This window comes from Micromonospora sp. NPDC048868 (genome assembly GCF_043198195.1).
Lineage (GTDB): Bacteria > Actinomycetota > Actinomycetes > Mycobacteriales > Micromonosporaceae > Micromonospora > Micromonospora reichwaldensis.
Map to the genome: position 1 here is coordinate 11,928 of NZ_JBICUN010000026.1, position 22,660 is coordinate 34,587.

Annotated in this window: 20 protein-coding genes; 10 read left to right on the forward strand and 10 right to left on the reverse strand. The window is 73.6% G+C overall.

From position 1 onward, the window contains the following. Positions 1-804: a class I SAM-dependent methyltransferase gene (locus ACGFNF_RS28115; RefSeq protein ID WP_311413584.1), complete on the reverse strand. Its 804-nt coding sequence runs from the start codon at positions 802-804 to the stop codon at positions 1-3. A gap of 297 nt (positions 805-1,101) precedes the next feature. On the opposite strand from ACGFNF_RS28115, the gene rpsA reads away from it, so the two are divergent. Further along, a complete protein-coding gene (gene rpsA / locus ACGFNF_RS28120; RefSeq protein ID WP_151455503.1) occupies positions 1,102-2,697 on the forward strand; it encodes a 30S ribosomal protein S1 in 1,596 nt (531 codons plus the stop codon). Positions 2,698-2,801: 104 nt separating this feature from the next. Here the strand turns inward: rpsA and ACGFNF_RS28125 are convergent, their stop codons facing one another. After that, the gene (locus ACGFNF_RS28125; RefSeq protein WP_393171799.1) at positions 2,802-3,431 is read right to left on the reverse strand and encodes a GyrI-like domain-containing protein; all 630 of its coding nucleotides are present in this window, start codon (positions 3,429-3,431) and stop codon (positions 2,802-2,804) included. After that, on the reverse strand, positions 3,424-3,948 hold the full coding sequence (locus ACGFNF_RS28130) for a PadR family transcriptional regulator (RefSeq protein WP_311413582.1): 525 nt from the start codon (positions 3,946-3,948) through the stop codon (positions 3,424-3,426). Before ACGFNF_RS28130 ends, ACGFNF_RS28125 begins: the two co-directional genes overlap by 8 nt. Before the next feature lie 95 nt (positions 3,949-4,043). Here ACGFNF_RS28130 and coaE point away from each other — a divergent pair, with 95 nt between their 5' ends. Then, positions 4,044-5,225: a dephospho-CoA kinase gene (coaE, locus tag ACGFNF_RS28135; protein WP_393171801.1), complete on the forward strand. Its 1,182-nt coding sequence runs from the start codon at positions 4,044-4,046 to the stop codon at positions 5,223-5,225. Between the two features lie 4 nt (positions 5,226-5,229). Here coaE and ACGFNF_RS28140 read toward each other — a convergent pair whose 3' ends face one another. Beyond that, positions 5,230-6,681 carry a hypothetical protein gene (locus ACGFNF_RS28140; RefSeq protein WP_393171803.1) on the reverse strand — a complete coding sequence of 484 codons (1,452 nt, stop codon included), beginning with the start codon at positions 6,679-6,681 and terminating at the stop codon, positions 5,230-5,232. Between the two features lie 298 nt (positions 6,682-6,979). Between ACGFNF_RS28140 and uvrB the strand changes: the two genes are divergently transcribed. Together uvrB and ACGFNF_RS28150 are read left to right on the forward strand one after the other, a co-directional pair. Then, positions 6,980-9,088, forward strand: a complete 2,109-nt coding sequence (gene uvrB / locus ACGFNF_RS28145; protein ID WP_311413579.1) for an excinuclease ABC subunit UvrB — start codon at positions 6,980-6,982, stop codon at positions 9,086-9,088. A gap of 136 nt (positions 9,089-9,224) precedes the next feature. Then, positions 9,225-10,085, forward strand: a complete 861-nt coding sequence (locus ACGFNF_RS28150) for a helix-turn-helix domain-containing protein (protein ID WP_393171805.1) — start codon at positions 9,225-9,227, stop codon at positions 10,083-10,085. 7 nt (positions 10,086-10,092) lie between these two features. Here the strand turns inward: ACGFNF_RS28150 and ACGFNF_RS28155 are convergent, their stop codons facing one another. Together ACGFNF_RS28155 and ACGFNF_RS28160 are read right to left on the reverse strand one after the other, a co-directional pair. Further along, positions 10,093-10,851 carry an SDR family oxidoreductase gene (locus tag ACGFNF_RS28155; RefSeq protein WP_393171807.1) on the reverse strand — a complete coding sequence of 253 codons (759 nt, stop codon included), beginning with the start codon at positions 10,849-10,851 and terminating at the stop codon, positions 10,093-10,095. 136 nt (positions 10,852-10,987) lie between these two features. Then, on the reverse strand, positions 10,988-11,281 hold the full coding sequence (locus ACGFNF_RS28160; RefSeq protein WP_132240368.1) for an antibiotic biosynthesis monooxygenase: 294 nt from the start codon (positions 11,279-11,281) through the stop codon (positions 10,988-10,990). A gap of 100 nt (positions 11,282-11,381) precedes the next feature. Here ACGFNF_RS28160 and pnuC point away from each other — a divergent pair, with 100 nt between their 5' ends. The 3 genes from pnuC to ACGFNF_RS28175 all read left to right on the forward strand — a co-directional run bounded on the left by pnuC (position 11,382) and on the right by ACGFNF_RS28175 (position 14,504). Next, a complete protein-coding gene (pnuC, locus tag ACGFNF_RS28165; protein ID WP_132240367.1) occupies positions 11,382-12,035 on the forward strand; it encodes a nicotinamide riboside transporter PnuC in 654 nt (217 codons plus the stop codon). Beyond that, positions 12,032-13,159 carry an AAA family ATPase gene (locus tag ACGFNF_RS28170; protein ID WP_393171810.1) on the forward strand — a complete coding sequence of 376 codons (1,128 nt, stop codon included), beginning with the start codon at positions 12,032-12,034 and terminating at the stop codon, positions 13,157-13,159. Before pnuC ends, ACGFNF_RS28170 begins: the two co-directional genes overlap by 4 nt. A gap of 343 nt (positions 13,160-13,502) precedes the next feature. Next, positions 13,503-14,504 carry a TerC family protein gene (locus ACGFNF_RS28175; protein WP_357579239.1) on the forward strand — a complete coding sequence of 334 codons (1,002 nt, stop codon included), beginning with the start codon at positions 13,503-13,505 and terminating at the stop codon, positions 14,502-14,504. Positions 14,505-14,568: 64 nt separating this feature from the next. Here ACGFNF_RS28175 and ACGFNF_RS28180 read toward each other — a convergent pair whose 3' ends face one another. Together ACGFNF_RS28180 and ACGFNF_RS28185 are read right to left on the reverse strand one after the other, a co-directional pair. Then, the gene (locus ACGFNF_RS28180) at positions 14,569-15,486 is read right to left on the reverse strand and encodes an NlpC/P60 family protein (protein WP_393171812.1); all 918 of its coding nucleotides are present in this window, start codon (positions 15,484-15,486) and stop codon (positions 14,569-14,571) included. Between the two features lie 58 nt (positions 15,487-15,544). Then, the gene (locus tag ACGFNF_RS28185; RefSeq protein ID WP_393171814.1) at positions 15,545-16,642 is read right to left on the reverse strand and encodes a mandelate racemase/muconate lactonizing enzyme family protein; all 1,098 of its coding nucleotides are present in this window, start codon (positions 16,640-16,642) and stop codon (positions 15,545-15,547) included. A gap of 125 nt (positions 16,643-16,767) precedes the next feature. On the opposite strand from ACGFNF_RS28185, the gene ACGFNF_RS28190 reads away from it, so the two are divergent. Next, complete coding sequence (locus tag ACGFNF_RS28190) at positions 16,768-17,565, forward strand: tyrosine-protein phosphatase (protein WP_393171816.1); 798 nt, start codon at positions 16,768-16,770, stop codon at positions 17,563-17,565. Between the two features lie 4 nt (positions 17,566-17,569). Here ACGFNF_RS28190 and ACGFNF_RS28195 read toward each other — a convergent pair whose 3' ends face one another. Beyond that, entirely contained in the window at positions 17,570-18,430 is an 861-nt protein-coding gene (locus ACGFNF_RS28195; RefSeq protein WP_393171818.1) for a serine hydrolase, read from the reverse strand. A 65-nt stretch (positions 18,431-18,495) separates the two neighbouring features. Here ACGFNF_RS28195 and ACGFNF_RS28200 point away from each other — a divergent pair, with 65 nt between their 5' ends. Further along, positions 18,496-19,161 carry a class I SAM-dependent methyltransferase gene (locus ACGFNF_RS28200; protein ID WP_393171820.1) on the forward strand — a complete coding sequence of 222 codons (666 nt, stop codon included), beginning with the start codon at positions 18,496-18,498 and terminating at the stop codon, positions 19,159-19,161. Positions 19,162-19,241: 80 nt separating this feature from the next. On the opposite strand, the gene typA is transcribed toward ACGFNF_RS28200, so the two are convergent. Then, a complete protein-coding gene (gene typA, locus ACGFNF_RS28205; RefSeq protein ID WP_393171822.1) occupies positions 19,242-21,110 on the reverse strand; it encodes a translational GTPase TypA in 1,869 nt (622 codons plus the stop codon). Between the two features lie 137 nt (positions 21,111-21,247). Between typA and ACGFNF_RS28210 the strand changes: the two genes are divergently transcribed. Beyond that, a complete protein-coding gene (locus ACGFNF_RS28210; RefSeq protein WP_393171824.1) occupies positions 21,248-22,645 on the forward strand; it encodes a DedA family protein in 1,398 nt (465 codons plus the stop codon). Positions 22,646-22,660: the final 15 nt, after the last annotated feature.

Below are 22,660 nucleotides of genomic sequence, written 5' to 3' on the forward strand. Positions count from 1 at the left end.
TCAGGCGGGTCTTTCGGCGACGAAGATGGCGGTGCCGGGGAAGAGGCGGCCGCGCAGCGGGCTCCACTGCCCCCAGATCCCCTCGTGCCCCTCGGGCCACTCCGGTTCCACCAGGTCGAGCAGGCGGAACCCGGCGCCCACGAGCTCGCGGATCCGGTCGCCGAGCGTGCGGTGCTGCTCGACGTAGGTGGCGTCGCCGGCCTCGTCCTGCTCCACGTAGGGGGAGCGGTCGAAGTACGAGTGCACGGCGGTCAGCCCGCCCTCGCCGGGGTCGTCGAGGAAGATCCACCGCATCGGGTGGGTCACCGAGAACACCCACCGGCCGCCGGGGCGCAGCACCCGGAACACCTCGCGCATGACCGCCGCCGAGTCGGCCACGAACGGGACCGCCCCGAACGCCGTGCAGGCCGTGTCGAACGCGGCGTCGGCGAAGGGCAGCGCCAGCGCGTCGGCCTGCACCAGCGGCACGCGTACGCCGGTGCGTCCGGCCGCCAGCGCGGCGTGCCGCAGCATGCCGGCGGAGAGGTCCAGGGCGACCGGCCGGGCCCCCCGGGTGGCGAGCCACCGCGCGGCGGCGGCGGCCCCGCAGCCGAGTTCCAGCACCCGCCGGCCGGCCAGGTCACCCAGCAGCCGTACGTCGGCCTCCCGCACGCCCTCCGGACACCAGACGAAGTCCAGGTCGCCGAGGAAACGGCCGTGCTCGGCCTGGTAGTCGTCGGCGTCGGCGTCCCACCAGCGGCGGTTCGCCCGGCGGGCCTCGGCGTTGCCGACCCGGCGCCGGGTCACCCGGCTGTCGTCATCCACCCGCCCACGCTAGCCCCGCGCGCGCCGCGCGCCGGGCGACCCCCGGAGTGCGGGGTACGGCGCCCGGCGCTACCGTTCACCGGTGATGCCCCTGTGACGGACGCGACACCTGCGACGCCTTCCTGCCGATATCTCCGCTTTCGCAGCTGACGAGGCGGCGAGAGGACGGGAGGGCTTGCACGCTGTGGTAATGCAGCGGGTAGGCTAGATGATGCGCTCGCGGATCGTGTGCCTCGGCAGGGAGCAGGTGCGCGGTCTCCGGGACCACTGGCGGAGCCACATCCATGATCTCACGCGATGATCTTTCGGTGTGCCCGGCGACGGATCCGCTGGCGCGAACAGGTCACCGCGACACACCAGCCTGCTGTGACACACCATCCGACCGGAGCAACCGCCCACATGACGAGCAGCATCGAGGCCCCCTCGAGCGCCACCCGGGTCACCCACGACGATCTCGGTTCCGAGGAGGCTTTCCTCGCCGCGATCGACGAGACCATCAAGTACTTCAACGACGGCGACATTGTCGAAGGCACCGTCGTCAAGGTCGATCGGGACGAGGTCCTGCTCGACATCGGCTACAAGACCGAGGGTGTCATCCCCTCTCGGGAGTTGTCGATCAAGCACGACGTGGACCCGGCCGAGGTCGTTTCGGTTGGTGACCACATCGAGGCCCTGGTCCTCCAGAAGGAGGACAAGGAGGGTCGTCTGATCCTCTCCAAGAAGCGGGCGCAGTACGAGCGGGCCTGGGGCACCATCGAGAAGATCAAGGACGAGGACGGGGTCGTCCGCGGCTCTGTCATCGAGGTGGTCAAGGGCGGCCTCATCCTCGACATCGGGCTGCGGGGCTTCCTGCCCGCCTCCCTGGTCGAGATGCGTCGGGTGCGCGACCTGCAGCCGTACGTCGGGCGCGAGCTCGAAGCCAAGATCATCGAGCTGGACAAGAACCGCAACAACGTGGTCCTGTCCCGCCGGGCCTGGCTGGAGCAGACGCAGTCCGAGGTGCGCACCGAGTTCCTCAACAAGCTGCAGAAGGGCCAGGTCCGCAAGGGCGTCGTGTCCTCGATCGTCAACTTCGGCGCGTTCGTCGACCTGGGCGGCGTGGACGGCCTCGTGCACGTCTCCGAGCTGTCCTGGAAGCACATCGACCACCCGTCCGAGGTCGTCGAGGTGGGCCAGGAGGTCGAGGTCGAGGTCCTGGACGTCGACCTGGACCGCGAGCGGGTCTCGCTGTCGCTGAAGGCGACGCAGGAGGACCCGTGGCGTCAGTTCGCCCGCACCCACGCGATCCAGCAGATCGTGCCGGGTAAGGTCACCAAGCTGGTGCCGTTCGGCGCCTTCGTCCGGGTGGACGACGGCATCGAGGGCCTGGTCCACATCTCCGAGCTGGCCGAGCGCCACGTGGAGATCCCGGAGCAGGTCGTCCAGGTCGGCTCCGAGGTCATGGTCAAGGTCATCGACATCGACCTGGAGCGCCGCCGGATCTCGCTGTCGCTCAAGCAGGCCAACGAGGGCTTCGTCGAGGGCGAGGAGCACTTCGACCCGACCCTCTACGGCATGGCCGCGACGTACGACACCGAGGGCAACTACATCTACCCGGAGGGCTTCGACCCGGAGACGGGCGAGTGGCTCGAGGGGTACGACAAGCAGCGCGAGACCTGGGAGAACCAGTACGCCGAGGCGCGTCAGCGCTGGGAGGCCCACACCAAGCAGGTGCAGACCTCCCGGGCCGCCGACGCCGAGGCCGCTGCCAACCCGGCTCCGCCCGTCACCGGTGGTGGCACCACCACCTCGACCAGCGCGGCCCCGAGCCGTCAGGCCGAGGAGCCGGCCGGCACCCTGGCCACCGACGAGGCGCTCGCCGCTCTGCGGGAGAAGCTCGCCGGCGGCAAGTGACCCGCTGAACGACGACGGGCCCCGTCCCCGCGATCGCGAGATCGCCGGGGGCGGGGCTCCCGTCTTTCCGCAGCCGCTCCGCAGCCGCTCCGTCCCCGCCGCGCCTAGGCGCTCGATGCGGGGGCGACCGGTTGCCTCAGGATGGTGCGCTGCCGCTCGGGCGCGACCCGGCGGAAGTCGCTGAGGTAGATCTCGTGGTGTCTGCCCACCATCCGCAGCCCGTTGCCCGGGACGAACTCATCGTGCAGCCGCGCCAGCACCTCGGCCTCGTCGTCGAAGGAGCCGACGTGCAGCGTCTGCACGCACCGCCCCTCGGACAGCGTCGCCAGGCGGACGTCGTCGAGACGCGCCGGGCGGTTCCTGGCCCCGGCCTGCTCGACGGCGGCGGTGAACAGGTCCTGACCGATCCAGTCCGGGACCATGATCATCAGCGTCCAGTCCCACCGTGCCTTGTCGCGCCGGGCGGTGAACGAGTCCATGTCCTCGGCCCACCACAGGCCCTCCAGGGGCGGGACGACGTAGTCCCGGCCGAGGTCCCGCCTGCTGGCGAACTTCAGCTTGTAGGCCACCGGGTAGAGGGCTTCGATGGCGCCGGTGAACGCCGGTGCGCCGTTCGGGTCGCCGTGGCCGTCGACCATGAGGTACCGCGTGTCGGGCACGTCCACGATCCGGAACTGCCCGCGCCCGGCCTGATAGGCGTCGAGCGTCTTCTTGAAGTCGGTCTTGTCAGTCATCGGGCACCTGGGCTCGGGCGGCGAGCCACTGCCTTTCCGCCTCCAGGAGGCTCAGCGAGTACGAGAAGACCTCCCGCGCCGGATGCGGGAGAGGGGCCTGCGCCTGCTGCGCCGACCGGAGCGACTCGATGCGGGCCTCGACCCCCGCCAGCCGGGTGCGCAGCGCCTGGGCGTACTCCCGGTCGGAGAGCAGGGGCAGGTTGGCGATGCCGACGAGAAGCGGGTGCCGGACCGGCTGCGGTTGCTCGATGAGCGCCAGCGCGGTGCGCGCCGCGGCCGCCCGGCCCTCGGCGGTGGCGTGGAACACCTGGCGGGACTTCGGGGCGGCGGGAGCCTCGGGTACGTGGACCAGGCCGCGCCTGTCCAGCTTGGCGAGCAGGTAGTAGATCGAGGAGAACCCGACGTCGGACCACTGCCGGATGCCGCGTCGCGCGATCACCTGCTCCAGGTCGTAGCCGTGCCGGGGCCGTTCGATGAGCAGGCCCAGCACGGTCAGCTCGGCGGTGGTCAGCTCCACAGGCCCTATCCTAGTACTAGAATAGGGCTCCGGGAGGACCAGTCCGGGGTGCCCCCGGTGCCGGCGGCGCGGTGATCATCCGGTTGACTGGTGTCGTGCTGAAGGTGGGACTGACCGGAGGAATCGGGTCCGGCAAGAGCGCCGTGGCGAGGCGACTGACCGAGCGCGGCGCGGTGGTGATCGACTCCGACCGCATCGCCCGGGAGGTGGTCGCGCCGGGCACGGAAGGGCTGGCCGAGATCGTCGCGGCCTTCTCCGAGCGGGTCCTCGACGCCGACGGCGCCCTCGACCGGGCGGCGCTGGGCGCGCTGGTGTTCGCCGACGAGACGGCGCGCCGCCGGCTGGAGGCGATCACCCATCCCCGCGTACGGGCCCGCGCCGCCGAGCTGGCCGCCGCGGCGGCACCCGACGCGATCGTGGTCAACGACGTGCCGCTGCTGGTGGAGGTGGGGCTCGCGCCCACGTACCACCTGGTGGTCGTGGTGCAGACGGAGGTGGCCACCCGGTTGGCGCGGCTGGCCCGCGACCGGGGCATGGACCGGGCGGAGGCCGAGCGGCGGATCGCCGCGCAGGCCGACGACGCCCGGCGGCGGGGCGCGGCGGACGTGCTGCTGACCAACGACGGCAGCCTCGACGACCTGCACGCGGCCGTCGACGCGCTGTGGCGCGAGCGGCTGCGGCCCTACGAGGCGAACCTGCGCGAGCGGCGGGCGGCCGGATCGGAGCACGTCGTCCTGACCGAGGCCGACCCGACCTGGCCGCAGCAGTACGCGCGGCTGGCCGCCCGGATCCGGCACGCGCTCGCCCCCGCCGACCTGCGCATCGACCACATCGGCTCGACCGCGGTCCCGGGGCTCGCCGCCAGGGACGTGATCGACATCCAGCTCACCGTCCCGACCCTCGCCGACGCGGACGGACCGCTGGCCGCACGGCTCGCGGAGGCGGGCTTCCCGCGCCTGCCCGGCGAGTGGTGGGACGACCCCCGCCCGCCCGGCAGCGGCCGGTGGGAGAAGCGGCTGCACGGCAGCGCCGACCCGGGCCGCCCCGTGCACCTGCACGTCCGCCCGGCCGACGCGCCCGGCTGGCGGTACGCGCTGCTGATGCGCGACCACCTGCGTGCCGACCCGGACCAGCGGTCGGCCTACCTGGTGTTGAAGCGGGAGCTGGCGGCCTCCGCTCCGGACAGCGCCACCTGGACCACCGCGAAGGACCCGTGGTTCGACGAGGAGCACCTGCGCGCCGAGCAGTGGGCGGCCCAGACCGGCTGGCGTCCCTGACCGGTCAGCGGCCCTCGGCCGGGGGCCGGGGCGGTGGGACGAGCCGGGGCACCGTGGTGGGCGTCAGGTCGAGCTGGGCCCAGGCGCCGGTGCGGGTGCGCAGCTCCAGGCGGCGCAGCGCGCCGGACCGGTCGATCCAGTAGCGCAGCAGCCCTCGGGACGTGCGCAGCTCGACCACGTCGACGGTCTTCCCGGCGACGGTGTCGCCGCGCACCCGCAGGGGGGCGCCCCGCCCGCCGGGCGACCGGGCGGCCCGCAGCGCCGCGTCGAGCAGCAGGCCCAGGTCGCCCGCGCGCCGCGGATCGGCCCCCCAGCCCTGAGCAGGCGGCGGCAGCGGCGGCCGGCCGGGCGATTCGACGGTGCCCGGGAGCGTCGCGGCCGGCACCTCCGCCCGGCGCACGCCGGCGCCGTCGACGCGCAGCAGCGTCCGGCGCTCCGGCACGGCGAGGTCGGCGACCGTCAGGTAAGCCGCCCGCCCGCTCCAGCTCACCCAGCCGGCTCCGCGCAGGTTCGTGGCGGCGGCGACCGGCGCGGTCAGGGTCACGGCGGCGCCGCCACGGGCGCGCAGCCGGGCGGGCAACCGGTCCAGCCGGCCCCGCTCGACGGCGGTCAGGGCACGGGGCTGCCCGGGACGGCCGCCGAGAGCGTCGACCGGCCGCAGCGTGGGCCGGTCGGTCCGGTTCAGCTGCACGGTCACCGGGCCGACGCCGGCCAGCCCGGTCTCCAGCCGGTGCAGCCGCGCGTCGTGGTCGAGCCAGTAGCGGGGGAGCACGTCAGGGGCCGGGACGCCGGGGCCGGGCGACGGTGCCTGGAGGATGTCGACCGGCGCCGCCCCGACCGTGGCCCCACCGATCCGGCGTGCGGCGTCGGCCGGCGGCTCCGGGCGGTCGGAGGCGAGGCGGAAGAGCAGGTCGAGCACGGCGGCCAGCCCTCGCCCGGCGGGCGGGTCGTGCAGCCGCCAGCGGTCCGCCGGCGGCATCAGCGGGGGCGGCGCGGGGGTCGGCACCGCCGTCGGGTCGGGGCGCAGCAGGACCACCGTCGGGGTGGCCTGGAGCAGCCCGCGCTCGGCGCCCGCGCCGGGCCCGCCGACGTCGAGGTAGACCAGCGGCCGGGACCAGTCGACCCAGCCGACCAGTTCGGTACGCGCCGCGCCGGTGCCCGCGGTCACGCGTACCCCGGCCCGCAGGTCCCGGTAGTTGGTGACCCGCATCGCGGCCAGTCGGTCGCGCTCGTCGCCCGTCAGCGCCCTCGGCTGCTCCGGCCGCTCGGGCGCCCAGCTTGCCAGCCCCACGACCAGCGCGGCGGCGGAGAGCACGGCCACGGCCGCGAGCACCAGCAGGACGGTGCGCCGGCGGCCGGTCACCACCCGTGGGATGCCGCCGGTGTGCGCGTCGTCGTGCGTCGGCGGGCCCTGCAACGGGTCAGGCGGGCCGGAGCGGGCGGCGGAGGTCTCCACGGGAGGTTGAACGGGATTCACCCCCGTGGGGTGACGAGCAGGGGCGCTCGCGGCGGCCGGTCAGCGCCTCACGCGCGACCACGTCGGGTGCGCACGCCGGGAGTGCCGGGTGCTGCGACCCTGTGCCGGGGGCGGGCCGGCCGTGACGGCCTGGCCACCTGCCCGGTCGGCCGCCGCGAGCGGCCTACACGGAGAGCGTAGTCCGGTGAGATGCGCCACACAATGCGAATATTGAAGCCGATCACGGACCGGGCGTAGTCGCGCCGCGGTGTCGGACCCCCGGCGTACCGTTGGGGTCATGGCGCTCGACATTCCCCGGCTCGACGGCCGTTTCCAGGTCATCAGCGAGTTCCAGCCGGCCGGCGACCAGCCGGCGGCCATCGACGACCTGGAGCGTCGGGTCCGACGCGGCGACCGCAACACCGTGCTGCTCGGCGCGACCGGCACCGGCAAGAGCGCCACCACCGCGTGGCTGATCGAGCGGGTGCAACGGCCCACGCTGGTGCTGGCGCCCAACAAGACGCTCTGCGCGCAGCTGGCCAAGGAGTTCAGCGAGCTGCTGCCGCACAACGCGGTCGAATACTTCGTCTCCTACTACGACTACTACCAGCCCGAGGCCTACATCCCGCAGACCGACACCTACATCGAGAAGGACTCCTCGATCAACGAGGAGGTCGAGCGGCTTCGGCACTCGGCGACCATGTCGCTGCTCACCCGCCGCGACGTGATCGTGGTGGCCACCGTCTCGGCGATCTACGGGCTGGGCACCCCGGAGGAATACCTCGACCGCGCGGTGCGGGTCGCGGTCGGGCAGGAGCTGGACCGTGACCAGTTGCTGCGCCGGCTGGTTGACATCCAGTACACGCGCAACGACATGGCCTTCAACCGGGGCACCTTCCGGGTCCGCGGCGACACGCTGGAGATCATCCCGGCCTACGAGGAGCTGGCCGTGCGGATCGAGCTCTTCGGCGACGAGGTGGAGAAGCTCTACTACCTCAACCCCCTGACCGGCGACGTGGTCAAGGAGGTCGACGGGCTGGTCATCTTCCCGGCCACCCACTACGCCGCCGGGCCGGAGCGGATGGAGCGGGCGATCCGCGACATCGAGGCCGAGCTGGCCGAGCGGCTGGCCGAGCTGGAGCGGCAGGGCAAGCTGCTGGAGGCGCAGCGGCTGCGGATGCGCACCACCTACGACATCGAGATGATGCGCCAGGTCGGGTTCTGCTCCGGCATCGAGAACTACTCGATGCACATGGACGGCCGGCTGCCGGGCAGCCCGCCGCACTGCCTGCTCGACTACTTCCCCGACGACTTCCTGACGGTCGTCGACGAATCGCACGTGACCATCCCGCAGATCGGCGGCATGTACGAGGGCGACGCGTCCCGCAAGCGGATGCTCATCGACCACGGCTTCCGGCTGCCCAGCGCCGCCGACAACCGGCCGCTGCGCTTCGACGAGTTCCTGGAGCGGGTGGGCCAGATGGTCTTCCTCTCCGCGACGCCCGGCCCGTGGGAGCTGGAGCAGGCCCAGGGCGAGTTCGTCGAGCAGGTGATCCGGCCCACCGGCCTGATCGACCCGGAGGTCGTCGTCAAGCCCACCAAGGGCCAGATCGACGACCTCATGCACGAGATCAAGCTGCGCACCGAGCGCGACGAGCGGGTGCTGGTCACCACGCTGACCAAGAAGATGGCCGAGGACCTGTCCGACTACCTCCTGGAGAACGGCATCCGGGTGCGCTACCTGCACTCCGAGGTCGACACGCTGCGCCGCGTGGAGCTGCTGCGCGAGCTGCGCAAGGGCGACTACGACGTGCTGGTCGGCATCAACCTGCTCCGGGAGGGTCTCGACCTGCCGGAGGTGTCGCTGGTCGCCATCCTCGACGCCGACAAGGAGGGCTTCCTGCGCAGCGGCCGGTCGCTGATCCAGACCATCGGCCGGGCGGCGCGCAACGTCTCCGGCCAGGTGCACATGTACGCCGACAAGATCACTCCGTCGATGGCCGAGGCGATCGGGGAGACCAACCGGCGGCGGGACAAGCAGATCGCGCACAACGAGGCGCACGGCATCAGTCCCGAGCCGCTGCGCAAGAAGATCCACGACATTCTCGACGACATCTACCGCGAGGCGGAGGACACCGAGAACAGCCGCGTCGGCGGAGCCGTACGGCAGCTCTCCCGGGGCAAGGCGCCGGTCAAGGAGACCCGCAGCCGCGCCCGTACCGGCGGCGCCGGGCCCGCGCGGGAGGGGATGGCCCGGGCCGAGCTGGCCCAGCTCATCCAGGAGCTCAACGACCAGATGCTGGCGGCGGCCCGGGAGCTCCAGTTCGAGCTGGCCGCCCGGATCCGCGACGAGGTCGCCGACCTCAAGAAGGAGCTGCGCGGCATGGACGCCGCCGGGGTGAAGTGAGCGGCCCGAGCCCCGCCTGACCCGGTCGGCGGGGCGGGCCGACCCACGGCCACCTGGCCTCTGATTGCGGTACGCGAGCAAGCTATTGCGCTGAGTGATCGTCCTGCCCTACTCTCCCTCGGTGGGGAGGCTGGGGATGCCGTTGCCAACGAGTCCGGTCATTCGTCGCGCCCGGCTGGGCGCCGAGTTGCGTCAGCTGCGCCGGCGGGAGGCGCTGACCCTGGAACAGGTCTGCGACCGGCTGGGTTGGGCCTCCACCTCGAAGCTGTCCCGCATCGAGCTGGGGCAGAGCCGGCCGGACCTGGCCGACGTGCTGGACCTGCTCGACGTCTACGAGGTGCCGCCGCCGCAGCGCGACGCGCTCATCGTCATCGCCCGCGACGCCGCGACCAGCCGGGGCTGGTGGAAGGCACTGGGGGAGATGGGCGAGCGGCAGCGCACCTACGCCGAACTGGAGGCGGGCGCGGCGAGCATCGTGGACTGGCAGCCCGCCGTCGTGCCGGGGCTGCTCCAGACCCCGGCGTACGCCCGGCTGCGGATCGCCGCCGGCCGGCTGCTCGACCCGGCCCTCGACGTGGAGGCCGACGTGCGCGCCCGGGGACTGCGGCACGAGGTGCTGCGGCGGACGGACCCGCCCCGTTACACGGCGCTGCTCGCCGAGGCGGCCTGCGATGCCGGCGACACCCCGCCGCAGGTGTGGCGGGAGCAGTTGGGGCACCTGGTCGAGCTGGCCACCCTGCCGCACGTGACGATCCGGCTGCTGCCCCGGGGCGTCGCCGCGCGGGGCGGGGCGCAGCCGCTCACGCCGTACTCCTGCTACTCGTTCCCCGACCCGGCCGACCCGCGCACGGTGATGCTGGAGGCGCTGACCACCGACGTGCGGCTGGCGACGGCCGCCGACGTGGACCGCTACGAGCAGCTCACCGGCTGGCTGCTGGACGCGGCCCTCGGCCCGGAGGAGACGCTCGTGGCGCTGGACCGGCTCGCCGCCGGCTGAGCCAGGCTCACAGGTGGCGGCGGAAGCCGCCCTCCGAGTCGATCACCTGGCCGGTGATCCAGTCGGCGTCGGACGAGCAGAGGAACCGCACCAGCCGGGCGGCGTCCTGCGGCGTGCCCCAGCGTCCGCTCGGAAAGAGCTTGGCGACCTCGGCGTACGCCTCTGGCGAGGCGTATCCGGTGTCGGTCGGGCCCGGGTGGACGCAGTTGACGGTGATGCCCCGTGGCATCAGCAGCGGGGAGAGCTGGAAGGTCGCGTTCTCCACCGCCGCCTTGCTGACCGCGTAGGCGAGGGTCTGCGGCATCGGGCCGAGGCGTTGGCCGGTGGAGAAGAGCACCAGCCGGCCACCCGATCCGGCGGTGAACGCCTCGGCGAACGCTTCGGCGAGCAGCAGCGTGGCCCGCACGTTGACCAGCAGGTGTCTGTCGATCTCGGCCGGATCCAGCGCGCCGAACGGCGTGTCGGTGCAGTAGGCGTGCACGGCGACCACCGCGTCGAGCCGGCCGTGCCGGCGTAGCGCCTCGGCGACCAGGTTGGCGGGCGCGGCCGGGTCGAGCAGGTCGGCGCGGACGTGTCCGGCGTCGCCCAGCTCGCCCAGCAGGGCCGGCACGCCCTCGGGATCGCCGCCGTAGGGCTGGGCGTCGTCGAACTCCGGCAGGCCGGTGAGCAGCAGCCGCCAGCCGTCCGCGGCGAGTGTGCGGGCGACCGCCGCGCCGATGCCGATCCGACGACTCACGCCCGTCACGAGGGCCACCCGTTGCGTCATGGTGGGCAGTCAACCGGCATCGGCGACCGGGCGCCAGCGGATATCTCCGCGCGGCAACCGGGCCCGGCGCCCCCGAGCCCGTCGGGACCGGCGGCCGACGCGTGCACGGCGCACCCTAGGGCAGGGGTACGACAGCTCAGGCCGGCACGTCCACGAAGTGCTCGACCAGCGGCGGGTTGGCGAAGTACGGGCCGATCAGCGCCCGCCACTGCGCGAAGCGCTCGGTGGCGCGGAAGTTGTCGTTGTGCGCCTCGACGGAGTCCCACTCGACCAGCAGCACGAACCGGCTCGGGGACTCGACGCCCCGGGTCATCCGCACCGACCGGCAGCCGGGCGTGCCGGCGAGCACCGGATGCCCCTTGGCGTACGCGGCGGCGAACTCGTCCTCGTGTCCCGGCAGTACGTCGATGAGCGCGACCTCAAGCACCATGCCCGGGAGCCTTTCACGCCGCCGTGCGGGCCGGACGTCGCGGGGGCCTGTTCCCGCTGGCCGGGCGGATCTAGGGTGGGCGCGCGGAAAGGGGAGGCGAATGATCGACTGGCTGACCGGTACGGCGTTCACCGTGGCCGGCACCGGCACCACCTGGGCGGAGCTGCTGGGCTTCGCCACCGGGGTGCTCAACGTCTGGCTGGTGGCCCGGCAGCGGATCGCCAACTGGCCGGTCGGCATCGCCAACGTGCTGCTGCTGATGCTGCTGTTCTGGACGGCGGGCCTCTACGCCGACGCCGGCCTCCAGGTGGTCTACGTCGGCCTGGGCCTGTACGGCTGGTGGGCGTGGCTGTACGGCGGCGAGCGGCGCACCCGGCTGACGGTCGGCCGGACGGGCCGCCGGGAGTGGTGGGCGCTGGCGGCGGCGGGCGTGGTGCTTACCGGCGGGCTCTGGGCGCTGCTGGACGGGGCCACCGACTCCACCGTGCCGCTGCCGGACGCGCTGACCACCGCGCTGTCGCTGCTGGCGACGTACGGGCAGACCCGCAAGCGGGTGGAGAGCTGGTGGCTGTGGATCGCCGCCGACCTGATCTACATCCCGCTCTACGCCTACAAGGGCCTGTACCTCACCGCGGCCCTCTACGTGATCTTCCTCGGGCTCTGCGTGCTCGGGCTGCGCGAGTGGCGGGCGGACCTGCGGCGCGGCGCCGCCCCGACCCCGGTGCCCCCGGGCCCGGCCCCGGCGACGGCGTGACCGGGGCGGCCACCGGTCGAACGCCGGCGGACGGCGTCGGCGCCGGGCCGGCGGCGCCGGAGTTCCGGCACGCGATGGTGGTGGGCAAGTTCTATCCGCCGCACGCGGGACACCACGCGCTGATCGAGGCGGCCGCCGCCCGCTGCGCGGCCGTCACCGTGGTGGTGGCGCCGTCCCGCCGGGAGTCGATCCCGCTCGCGCTGCGGCTGGACTGGCTGCGCGAGGTGCACGCGGCCACCCCGTGGGTCCGCTTCGTGGGCCGGTACGACGACCATCCGGTGGACTACGCCGACCCGGCGGTCTGGGACCTGCACTGCGCGGTGTTCCGCGAGGCGCTGGGCGGGGCGCCGGTGGACGCCGTCTTCTCCTCCGAGGCGTACGGCGAGGAACTGGCCCGGCGGTTCGACGCGGTGTCGGTCTGCGTGGATCCGGGGCGGCGCGGCGTGCCCGTGTCGGGGACGGCGGTGCGCGCGGACCCGGCGGGCCACTGGGACCGGCTCAGCGCGCCGGTGCGGGCGTGGTTCGTCCGGCGGGTGGTGGTCGTCGGCGCGGAGTCGACAGGCACCACCACGATGGCCGCCGCCCTCGCCGCGCACTACGGCACCCGCTGGGTCCCGGAGTACGGCCGGGAGCTGACCGAGCGGAAGCTGGCCCGGCTGCGCGGGCGGGACCCGGCGGCCACGGTCTTCGACGTGGTGTGGGACCGCGACGACTTCGCCGAGGTGGTCCGGGAGCAGCAGACGGCGGAGGACGCCGCGGCGCGCTCGTGCGGCCCGCTGCTGTTCTGCGACACGGACGCGCGGGCCACGGCCGTCTGGGAGGAGCGGTACCTCGGGTCGACGTCGGCGCGGGTGCGCGCGGCGGCCCGGCGGCCCGCGCTGTACCTGCTGACCGACCACGTCGGGGTGCCCTTCGACGATGACGGGCTGCGCGACGGCGAGCACCTGCGGGCGTGGATGACGGGGCGGTTCCGGGCGGAACTGGCCGGCTGCGGGGTGCCGGTGGTCGAGCTGGCCGGCCCGCACCGGCGGCGGCTGGCCCGGGCGGTGGCCGCCTGCGACGCGGTGCTGGCGGCGGGCTGGTCGCTCGCCGATCCACTGGTCGCGCCCGACCCGGAGCACTAGCCTCCTAGGACGCCCTACGGATGGTGCGGCCGGTCTCGATGCCCGCCGCCGACCGGCATCGATGCGTCGGGGTGGGAAAGGACACTCACGACCCGAGATGCGGCCACTGGCGGCGGTGGGCCAGAATGACGGGCGAGGAGGGGAGTATTCCCCCGCGACGGAGTCGTCAGCACGGTCGAGCGCCGATCCCTGGACGCACGACCCGGCCCGTCGGTCGCCGCCCCCTCGGGGACGGCGACGGAAGAGACCTCCGACAGTCACCAGAGTCAGCGTCGCCGGCACACCGCGTCCACGAAGGGCGTACGGTGTGCCCGTCGTTGCGTGTCTGCCGGAGGAATGAACCTTGGACGTGTCCGGACTGGTCTGGGTGGGGACGCTCGTCGCCCTGACCGGGATCCTGCTCGTGGATCTGCTGATCGTCGGTCGGCGGCCGCACGAGCCCAGCGTGCGTGAGTCGAGCCTCTGGGTCGGCTTCTACGTCGCCCTGGCACTGATCTTCGGCGGTGGCGTATGGCTGGCCTCCGGGGCCAGCGCGGCCGGGCAGTTCTACACCGGCTGGCTGACCGAGTACAGCCTCTCGGTCGACAACCTGTTCGTCTTCGTGATCATCATGGCGCGGTTCGGGGTGCCCCGGCAGTACCAGCAGAAGGTGCTGCTCATCGGCATCGTGCTGGCGCTGGTCATGCGGGGCGGCTTCATCGCGGCCGGCGCGGCGCTGATCTCCCAGTTCTCCTTCGTGTTCTACATCTTCGGCGCGTTCCTCATCTACACCGCGATCAACCTCGCCCGGCAGGGCGAGCCCGACGAGGACGAGTTCTCCGAGAACCTGCTGATCCGGTGGAGCCGCAAGGCGCTGCCGATCTCCCGGGACTACGACGGCGCCAAATTGACCACCCACACGGCGAAGGGCAAGCGGATCTTCACCCCGATGCTGATCGTCATGATCGCCATCGGCACCACCGACCTGATCTTCGCGCTCGACTCGATCCCGGCGATCTTCGGCATCACCCAGGAGCCGTACCTGGTCTTCACCGCCAACGTCTTCGCGCTGATGGGCCTGCGGCAGCTCTACTTCCTGCTCGGTGGCCTGCTCAGCCGCCTGATCTACCTCAGCTACGGCCTGGCCGTGGTGCTCGGCTTCATCGGCGTCAAGCTGGTGCTGGAGGCCCTCGCGGACAACAAGCTGCCGTTCATCAACGGCGGCGAGCACGTCTCCTGGGCCCCGCACATCCCGATCTGGCTCTCACTGACGATCATCCTCGGCACCCTCGCGGTGGCCACCGTGGCCAGCCTGGTCAAGTCCTCCCGCGACCGGCGGCGGGTGCTGACCGACGCCCGCCACTGAGGCGTACGCGACGCGACGAGAGAGGGGCGCCCCACCGGGGCGCCCCTCTCTCGTCGTACGCGGGTCAGACGCGGTGCACGCCGACCAGGGTGGCGGTGCGCTCGTCGGGCAGCCGCTCCTCCAGCACGCGGCGCCGCAGGTAGCAGGCGTGCAGCATCCGCCGGTCGTCGCCGGGGCGCGGGTCGGCGGTGACGATCCCGATGTGGTGGATCCGCCGCCCGGGGCGGGCGAAGAAGTAGAGGTCACCGGGGCGTTCCGCGCCCAGCGGCACCGGCGTGGTCACCGTCGCCTGGTCGCTGGCGTCGCGCGGCAGCAGCACGCCGAGCCGCCGCCAGGCCAGGTGGACCAGGCCGGAGCAGTCGATGCCGTACGCCGACACCCCGCCCCAGATGTAGATGACGTCGACCAGGCGCTGAGCGACGGACAGCACCTCCTCGGCCGACGGGGGCACGGTGGGCACCGGTACCGCGTCGCCGGCGGGTAGCCAGAGCGGCGCGGGGTGGCCCGGCGCGTGCACCGGCTGCCAGCCGTCGACCGCCGGCCCGGCCGGGATCAGCCGGGTGCCCAGGATCACCCCGGAGAGCAGCTCGGCGCCGCCCGGCGCGTCGCGCAGCGCGGTGACGGTGGCGTCAACCACGAGCGGGTCCGCCTCGGGGTCGCCGGCCCCGGGGGCGAGCTGCTCGGTGGGCAGCCAGCCGGGGTAGCCGCGCGGGTGCAGCCGGGGGGCCGGCTGCTCGACCGCCACCACGTGGGCCCAGCCGTCCGGGCGCACTTCGGTGACCAGCACCCGCTCGCCGAGCAGCAGTTGGCTCAGTACGCAGTCGCCGACCTGCTGGTCGGTGTCCATGCCGGAGATCCAGGCGGCGATGTCCGTACGCGCGGCCAGGGCGGGGCCGTCGACGGGGCGTACCGCCTCGGGGCAGCTCCAGAGGGTCGCGACGGCGACCCGGACCACGGCCTCCCGGCCCGGTTGCAGCTCCACGTCCACCCCCAGCTCGCGCCGAATGTCCCCGCGACCATATGAAAGTTTTCGACGAGCATCAACCAGCAGTCTGCATCTTTACTTCAGTCACGGAGCTGATGCCCAGGCCCGGCGCGTCCGGCAGCACGACTGTCGCGCCGTCGTACCGCAGGCCGCCGCGCACCGGCGACCAGGCCAGCCACCAGGCGGCGTCCAGGTCGGCCACCGCGGTGGTGCCGTAGGCGCCCACCAGGCTCGCGGCGGCGCCGATGCCCACCTGGCTCTCCATCATCGACCCGACGACGGTGCCGAGGCCGTGCGCGGCGGCGAGGTCGAGCAGCGTCCGGGCCGGATGCAGGCCGCCGCACTTGGCGAGCTTGACGTTGACCATGTCGGCGGCCCGGCGGCGGATCACCTCGACCAGGTCGCGGACGCCGAAGACCGACTCGTCGGCGAGGATCGGCACGTCCACCCGGTCGCTGACCCACGCCAGCCCGTCCAGGTCCCAGCAGGCGACCGGCTGCTCGACCAGTTCCACGTCCAGCCCGGCGTCCTCGACGCCCCGGATCACCCGGACCGCCTCGCGCGGGGTCCAGCCCTGGTTGGCGTCCAGCCGGATGCGGACCCCGTCGCCGACGGCGGCACGCACCGCGCGGACCCGCTCCAGGTCGCCGGCCGCGTCGGTGCCCACCTTCAGCTTGAGCACGCCGAAGCCCTCCGCCCGCCGCTGCCGGGCCGCCGCCGCCAGGTCCACCGCGTCGCCCGCGGCGAGCGTGACGTCCGTGGGCACCCGCAGGGCGGTGCCCCCGAGCAGCCGCACCAGCGGTACGCCGAGCCGCCGCGCGGCCAGGTCGTGCAGCGCGACGTCGACGGCCGCCTTGGCCGCCTCGTTGCCGACGACCGCCCGTTGCACCTCGGTGCAGCGGGCCACCAGGTCGTCGGCGTCGCGGCCGGTGAGCGCCGGGCCGAGCAGCTCGCGCACGCACGCCTCGGAACCGGCGACCGACGCCCCGGTGACCTGCCACACCTGCGGCGCCTCGCCGAAGCCGGACCGGCCGTCGGCATCGACCACCTCCACCACCAGGGTCTCCACGGTGGTGGTGCGGCGCAGCGCGGTCACGAACGGCGTGTGCAGGGGCGCAGAGAGCCGGTGGGTGCGTACCGCGGCGATGGTCATGTGCGGCACCCTATACGGGCACGGGCAGGCGAAGGGGAGGCCGGCATGAGCGAGCGGAGTGGGCGGATCATCGGGCGCGGGGCGGTGGTGCCTCGTGGCGGCACGCGGCGCGGCGGAGCGCCGGCATGAGCGGGCGGGACTGGGAACTGGTGGGCGCGCCGAACGCGCGGGACCTCGGCGGCCTGGTCGGCGCCGACGGCCGCAGGGTGCGCCCGGGGGCGCTGATCCGCACGCCGGCGCTGGGTCGGCTGACCGACGAGGACCTGCCGGTGCTGGCCAAGCTCGGCCCGGCCTGTGTGGTCGACCTGCGGGACCACTCGGAGACGGCGGTCGCCCCGCCGGACCGGCTGACCGGCCAGCCGCGGGTGGTGCACCTGCCGGTGCACGACGCCGAGCACCCCGTCTTCACGTACGTCTCGGCGGTGCTGCTCGGCCACGACCTGGGCGCGTACGCGGGCCTGGCGGAGCAGGGCACGCCGGCGGCGATGGCGGCGATCTACCGCTGGTTCGTCAGCGGTGAGTCGGCGCGGGCGAACTTCGGCACGGCGGTGCGGCTGGCGGCCCGGGCGGAGAACCTGCCGCTGGTCTACCACTGCTCGGCGGGCAAGGACCGCACCGGCTGGTTGACGGTGCTGCTGCTCAGCGCGCTCGGCGTGGACGAGGCGGCGATCCGGGCGGACTACCTGGCGAACAACCGGCTGACCGAGAGCCTGCGGGAGGTCCTGCTGGAGGCGATGCGGCGGCGGATGCCGGAACTGGACGTCGAGGCGGTGCGCCCGGTGCTGGAGGTGCGCGAGGAGTACCTGGACGCCGCGTACGCGGAGGTGCACCGGGTGCACGGGTCGTTCGGGGCGTACCTGCGCGACGGCCTCGGCGTGACCGACGACGTGGTGACGACGCTGCGGGCACACCTGCTGGAGTGAGGCCTCAGGCCAGGTCGTGCCGCGCGGCCCAGGCGGCGGCGGACACCCGCGCGATGAGCCGGCACGCGTCGTCGTCCTCCTCGCCGCTGGGGCCGCCGTCGGCGATGTCGGTGGTGGTGCAGACGACGACGGCGTACGGCGGGGCGTCGTCGGGGAAGACCACCCCGGCGCCGTGCCGCACGCCGCGCACCCAGCCGTTCTTGTGCGCGATGCGGGTGCCCTCGGGCAGCCCGGCGGCCAGGTCCTCGCGGTGCTCCTGGGCGAACAGCACGTCGAGCATGGCGGCGCAGCCGGCCGGCGAGGCCAGCGAACCTCGGGTCTCCGCGCCGGCGGCCAGCGCACCGAGCAACGCGGCGAGGTCGGCGGCGGTGACGAGGTTGGTGACGCCCGCCTCGCGGGCCGCGAAGTCCTCGATGCCCCGGCCGGTGACGCTGTGCCGGGCCCCGGCGAGGTCCCACACCCGGGCCACCGCCGGCAGTCCGACGTGGCCGATGACCAGGTTGGTGGCGAGGTTGCTGGAGCGGACGATCATGCGGCGGGCGAGCCAGCGCAGTGTCGCCTGGGCGCCGACGCGCTCCCAGACCGCCTCGTCGTTGTCGTAGTGCCGGGCGCAGGAGAACCGGGGCGCGCCGGGCAGCGCCGAGTCGAACTCGTTGCGTACCGGCACCGGGGCGTCCAGGTCGAGGGCGCCGGCCTCGGCGGCGCGGTGCAGCGCGACGAGCACCGCCGCCTTCATGGTGCTGGCCGCGTAGTGGGTCGCGTCGGCGTGCCGGGTCCAGGTGGGGGTGGCGCCGACCCGCCCCACGTACGCCGACACTGTGCCGAGCACGCCGTCCAGGTGGGCGTCGAGCTCGTCCCAGGTCATGCGGCTGACCGTAACGGATCGCCGACGGGGCAGCGGGTCGGGGCGTCCGGCCGTACCGTGCGGGGGTGACGGTTGCCGCCTACGACGCGCACGCCGACTGGTACGAGGCGTTCGCCACCGACACGTCCAGCGACTACATGACCCGGGTTCGCGGCCAGCTCCGCGACCTGCTCGGCACCGGCCCCGGCCGCTGCCTCGACCTGTGCTGCGGCACGGGGCTGCAGGCGGCGGAGCTGCGCCGGCTGGGCTGGCAGCCGGTGGGGGTCGACCTGTCCGGCGGGCAGCTGCGGCACGCCCGCCCGCGCCTGCCGGTGGCCCGCGCCGACGCGGCGGCGCTGCCGGTGGCCGACGCCTCGGTGCCGGCGGTGGCGTGCGTGCTGGCCCACACCGACGTGCCCGACTACGCGGCGGTGATCGCCGAGGCGGCGCGGGTGCTCGCGCCCGGTGGGCGGTTCGTGCACGTGGGGGTGCACCCGTGTTTCGTGGGGGCGTTCGCCGACCGCTCCGATCCGGCGCGGATCGTGATCGACGGCGGCTACGCCGACCGGGAGCGCAGCTTCCGGGCCTGGTCGCCGCACGGGGTGCGGGTGCGCGTCGGCGCCTGGCACGTCCCGATGGCCGGCCTGCTCAACGCGGTCACCGACGCCGGCCTGACGCTGGTGCGCACCACCGAGGCGGGGTCCGGCCGGGTGTCCGACCTGTTTGCCTTCCTCGCCACCCGCCCGGCCTGACGCCCCCGCGCCGGGGCCGTGACGGGCGGAGCCCGGACCGCGTGGTGCGGTCCGGGCTCCGGGGGGACTGCCGTCGTACGTCAGCCGGCGTGCTTGCGACGGGCGGCGGCCCGACCGCGGAGCTGCTGGTCGAGCACCACCTTGCGGATGCGGACCGCGGCGGGGGTCACCTCGACGCACTCGTCCTCGCGGCAGAACTCGAGGGCCTGCTCCAGCGACAGCTTGCGCGGCGGGATCAGCTTCTCGGTCTCGTCGGAGGTCGACGCGCGCATGTTGGTGAGCTTCTTCTCCTTGGTGATGTTGACGTCCATGTCGTCGGAGCGGGAGTTCTCCCCGACGATCATGCCCTCGTACACCTCGGTGGTCGGCTCGACGAAGAGCTGGCCGCGCTCCTGCAGGTTGATCATGGCGAACGACGTGACGGCGCCGGACCGGTCGGCGACCAGCGAGCCGTTGTTGCGGGTGCGCAGCTCGCCGAACCACGGCTCGTACGACTCGAAGACGTGGTGCAGGATGCCGGTGCCCCGGGTGTCGGTGAGGAACTCGGTGCGGAAGCCGATCAGGCCCCGGGCCGGGACCAGCCACTCCATCCGGATCCAGCCGGTGCCGTGGTTGACCAGCTGTTCCATCCGGCCCTTGCGGGTCGCCAGCAGCTGGGTGATCGCGCCGAGGTACTCCTCCGGAGCGTCGATGGTGAGCCGCTCGACGGGCTCGCAGGTCTTCCCGTCGATCTCCCGGGTGACCACCTGCGGCTTGCCGACGGTCAGCTCGAACGACTCGCGGCGCATCTGCTCCACCAGGATGGCCAGGGCCAGCTCGCCACGGCCCTGCACCTCCCACGCGTCGGGGCGCTCGGTGGGCAGCACCCGCAGCGACACGTTGCCGATCAGCTCCTTGTCGAGCCGGTCCTTGACCATCCGGGCGGTGACCTTGGCGCCCTTGACCCGGCCGACCAGCGGCGAGGTGTTGGTGCCGATGGTCATCGAGATGGCCGGCTCGTCGACGGTGATCAGCGGCAGCGGGCGCGGGTCCTCCGCGTCGGCCAGGGTCTCACCGATCATGATCTCGGGGATGCCGGCGACGGCGATGATGTCGCCGGGGCCCGCCGAGTCGGCCGGCTTGCGCTCCAGGCCCTCGGTCATCAGCAGCTCGGAGATGCGGACCCGCTGGGTGCTGCCGTCGGTGCGGCACCAGGCCACCGTCTGACCCTTGCTGATGGTGCCCTGCCGCACCCGGCACAGCGCCAGCCGGCCGAGGAACGGGGAGGCGTCGAGGTTGGTGACGTGCGCCTGCAGCGGCGCCTCCTCCTCGTACGAGGGCGGCGGGATGGTGTCCAGCAGGGTGCGGAACAGGGGCTCCAGGCTGGTGCTGTCGTCGGGGACCGCGCCGTCGGCGGGCTGGGTCAGCGAGGCGATGCCGTCGCGGGCGCAGGCGTAGACGATCGGGAAGTCGATCTGCTCCTCGTCGGCGTCCAGGTCGAGGAAGAGCTCGTAGGTGTCGTCCACGACCTCCTTGATCCGGGCGTCGGGGCGGTCCACCTTGTTGATCACCAGGATGATCGGCATGCGCGCCTTGAGCGCCTTGCGGAGCACGAACCGGGTCTGCGGCAGGGGGCCCTCACTGGCGTCCACCAGCAGCACCACGCCGTCGACCATGGTCAGGCCGCGTTCGACCTCGCCGCCGAAGTCGGCGTGGCCGGGGGTGTCGATGATGTTGATGGTCACCGGGTCGGAGCCGTCGGCCGGCATGTAACGCACGCCGGTGTTCTTGGCCAGGATGGTGATGCCCTTTTCCCGTTCGAGGTCCATCGAGTCCATGACCCGTTCGGTTACCTCGCCGCGGGCGCCGTAGGCGCCGGCCTGCCGCAACATGGCGTCGACCAGGGTCGTCTTGCCGTGGTCGACGTGGGCGATGATGGCGACGTTGCGGAGGTCGGTGCGAAGCTGCATACCCTCCATACTCCTGTCTGCGGTTGCCGGGCACGCGTCGGGGGGTGTTACCCCCAGATGACCCGGATCTCTGCCGAAACTGATGTTCCGACCGTTTCAGCGCCTGGCATGCTGACCCCCGTGGGAATGGGGGCCCGATGCACGACCTGCTGACCTCGCTGCAGGGCCTGCCGCCCCTGCTGATCTATGTGATCGCCGCGATTGTCGTCGCGGGGGAGACCGCCGTGATCTTCGGTCTGCTGGTGCCGGGCGAGGCGACCCTGTTGCTGGTCGGCTTCCTAGCGTACGCGGGGACGCTGCGGCTCGTACCGGCGCTGTTGGTGATGATCCTTGCAGCAGTGATCGGCGACACACTGGCGTACCGGGCGGGCCGGCGGCACGGGCCCCGGCTGCGCGCCGGGCGGCTGGGCGCGCGGGTGGGTCACGAGCGGTGGAGCCGGGCGGACGCGATGCTCGGCCGGCTGGGCGGGCGCGGGGTGCTCACCGCCCGCTGGGTGGCCTTCGCCCGCACCCTGGTGCCCCGGCTGGCCGGGGCGGCCGGGATGCCGTACCGGCGGTTCGCGCCGTGGAACCTGGCCGGGGTGGTGACCTGGGTGGGCGGCTCGGTGCTCGTCGGCAACCTGGCCGGCGAGTCGTACGAGACGGTCTCCCGGCTGCTCGGGCGGGCCACCGGCGCGGTGCTGGTGCTGGTGGCCGCGCTGGTCGCGGTGGTGCTGGCGGGGCGGTGGCTGGGCCGCAACCCGGATCCGGCCCGGGCGCTGGCGTCCCGGGCGGCGGGCCTGCGGCCGGTGCGCTGGCTCAGCGGCCGGTACGGGGTGCTGTTCTTCCTGCTCGCCATGCACGTCGGGCCGGCCTGGACGCTGCTGATCAACCTGGTCGCGGGCCTGCTGCTGCTCTTCCTCGCCGGGCTCGCCATCGCCTGGGTGCTCGGGGCGGTGGTCCGGCACAGTGGCCTCGCGGTGCTCGACAGCGCGATCGCCGACTGGTTCGCCGACCGGCGTACGCCCGGGGCGGTCGACGTCACGCTCGCGGTGGTCTCGGCGCTGCGCGGATCGTCGCTGATCGTGCTGGTGGCCGTCGTCGCGGCGGTGCTGGCCTGGCGGCACCGGCCCTGGCGGGCGGACCTGCTCAGCGTGGTCGGCACGGTCGGGGCGTTCGTGCCGCTGGTGGTGCTGGCCGTGGTGGTCGATCTGGCGGGGCCGACGGCGGGCGGGCCGGACGGCCGGGACGCCGCCCTGTTCCCGACGCAGAACGCCGTGGTGGCGGCCAGTCTCTGCACCCTGGCCTGGCTGCTGTCCCGGGGGGCGCGCTGGCCGGTGGCGGTGGCCGCCTGGACGGCCGCGGCGGCCGGCGGGGTCGGCATCGTCGGCGCCCGCCTCTACCTGGGGCTGAGCACCGCCAGCGGCAGCGCCACGGCGGTGCTGCTCGGGGTGGCCTGGACGGCGTTGTTCGTGGTCGCCTGGGCCACCCGTGACAGGGCGGCGGGTGGCGACGTGGCCGAGCCCGAACCGGTGGCGGCCCGCGCCGACGCGTGAGCCGCCTCCGCCATC

Coding starts and splice junctions, on each gene's coding strand:
- rpsA (WP_151455503.1), top strand. CDS start 1,102: ATGATCTTTCGGTGTGCCCGGCGACGGATCCGCTGGCGCGAACAGGTC.
- ACGFNF_RS28125 (WP_393171799.1), bottom strand. CDS start 3,431: ATGACTGACAAGACCGACTTCAAGAAGACGCTCGACGCCTATCAGGCC.
- uvrB (WP_311413579.1), top strand. CDS start 6,980: ATGGCGCTCGACATTCCCCGGCTCGACGGCCGTTTCCAGGTCATCAGC.
- ACGFNF_RS28150 (WP_393171805.1), top strand. CDS start 9,225: ATGCCGTTGCCAACGAGTCCGGTCATTCGTCGCGCCCGGCTGGGCGCC.
- ACGFNF_RS28155 (WP_393171807.1), bottom strand. CDS start 10,851: ATGACGCAACGGGTGGCCCTCGTGACGGGCGTGAGTCGTCGGATCGGC.
- ACGFNF_RS28160 (WP_132240368.1), bottom strand. CDS start 11,281: ATGGTGCTTGAGGTCGCGCTCATCGACGTACTGCCGGGACACGAGGAC.
- pnuC (WP_132240367.1), top strand. CDS start 11,382: ATGATCGACTGGCTGACCGGTACGGCGTTCACCGTGGCCGGCACCGGC.
- ACGFNF_RS28185 (WP_393171814.1), bottom strand. CDS start 16,642: ATGACCATCGCCGCGGTACGCACCCACCGGCTCTCTGCGCCCCTGCAC.
- ACGFNF_RS28190 (WP_393171816.1), top strand. CDS start 16,768: ATGAGCGGGCGGGACTGGGAACTGGTGGGCGCGCCGAACGCGCGGGAC.
- ACGFNF_RS28195 (WP_393171818.1), bottom strand. CDS start 18,430: ATGACCTGGGACGAGCTCGACGCCCACCTGGACGGCGTGCTCGGCACA.
- typA (WP_393171822.1), bottom strand. CDS start 21,110: ATGCAGCTTCGCACCGACCTCCGCAACGTCGCCATCATCGCCCACGTC.
- ACGFNF_RS28210 (WP_393171824.1), top strand. CDS start 21,248: ATGCACGACCTGCTGACCTCGCTGCAGGGCCTGCCGCCCCTGCTGATC.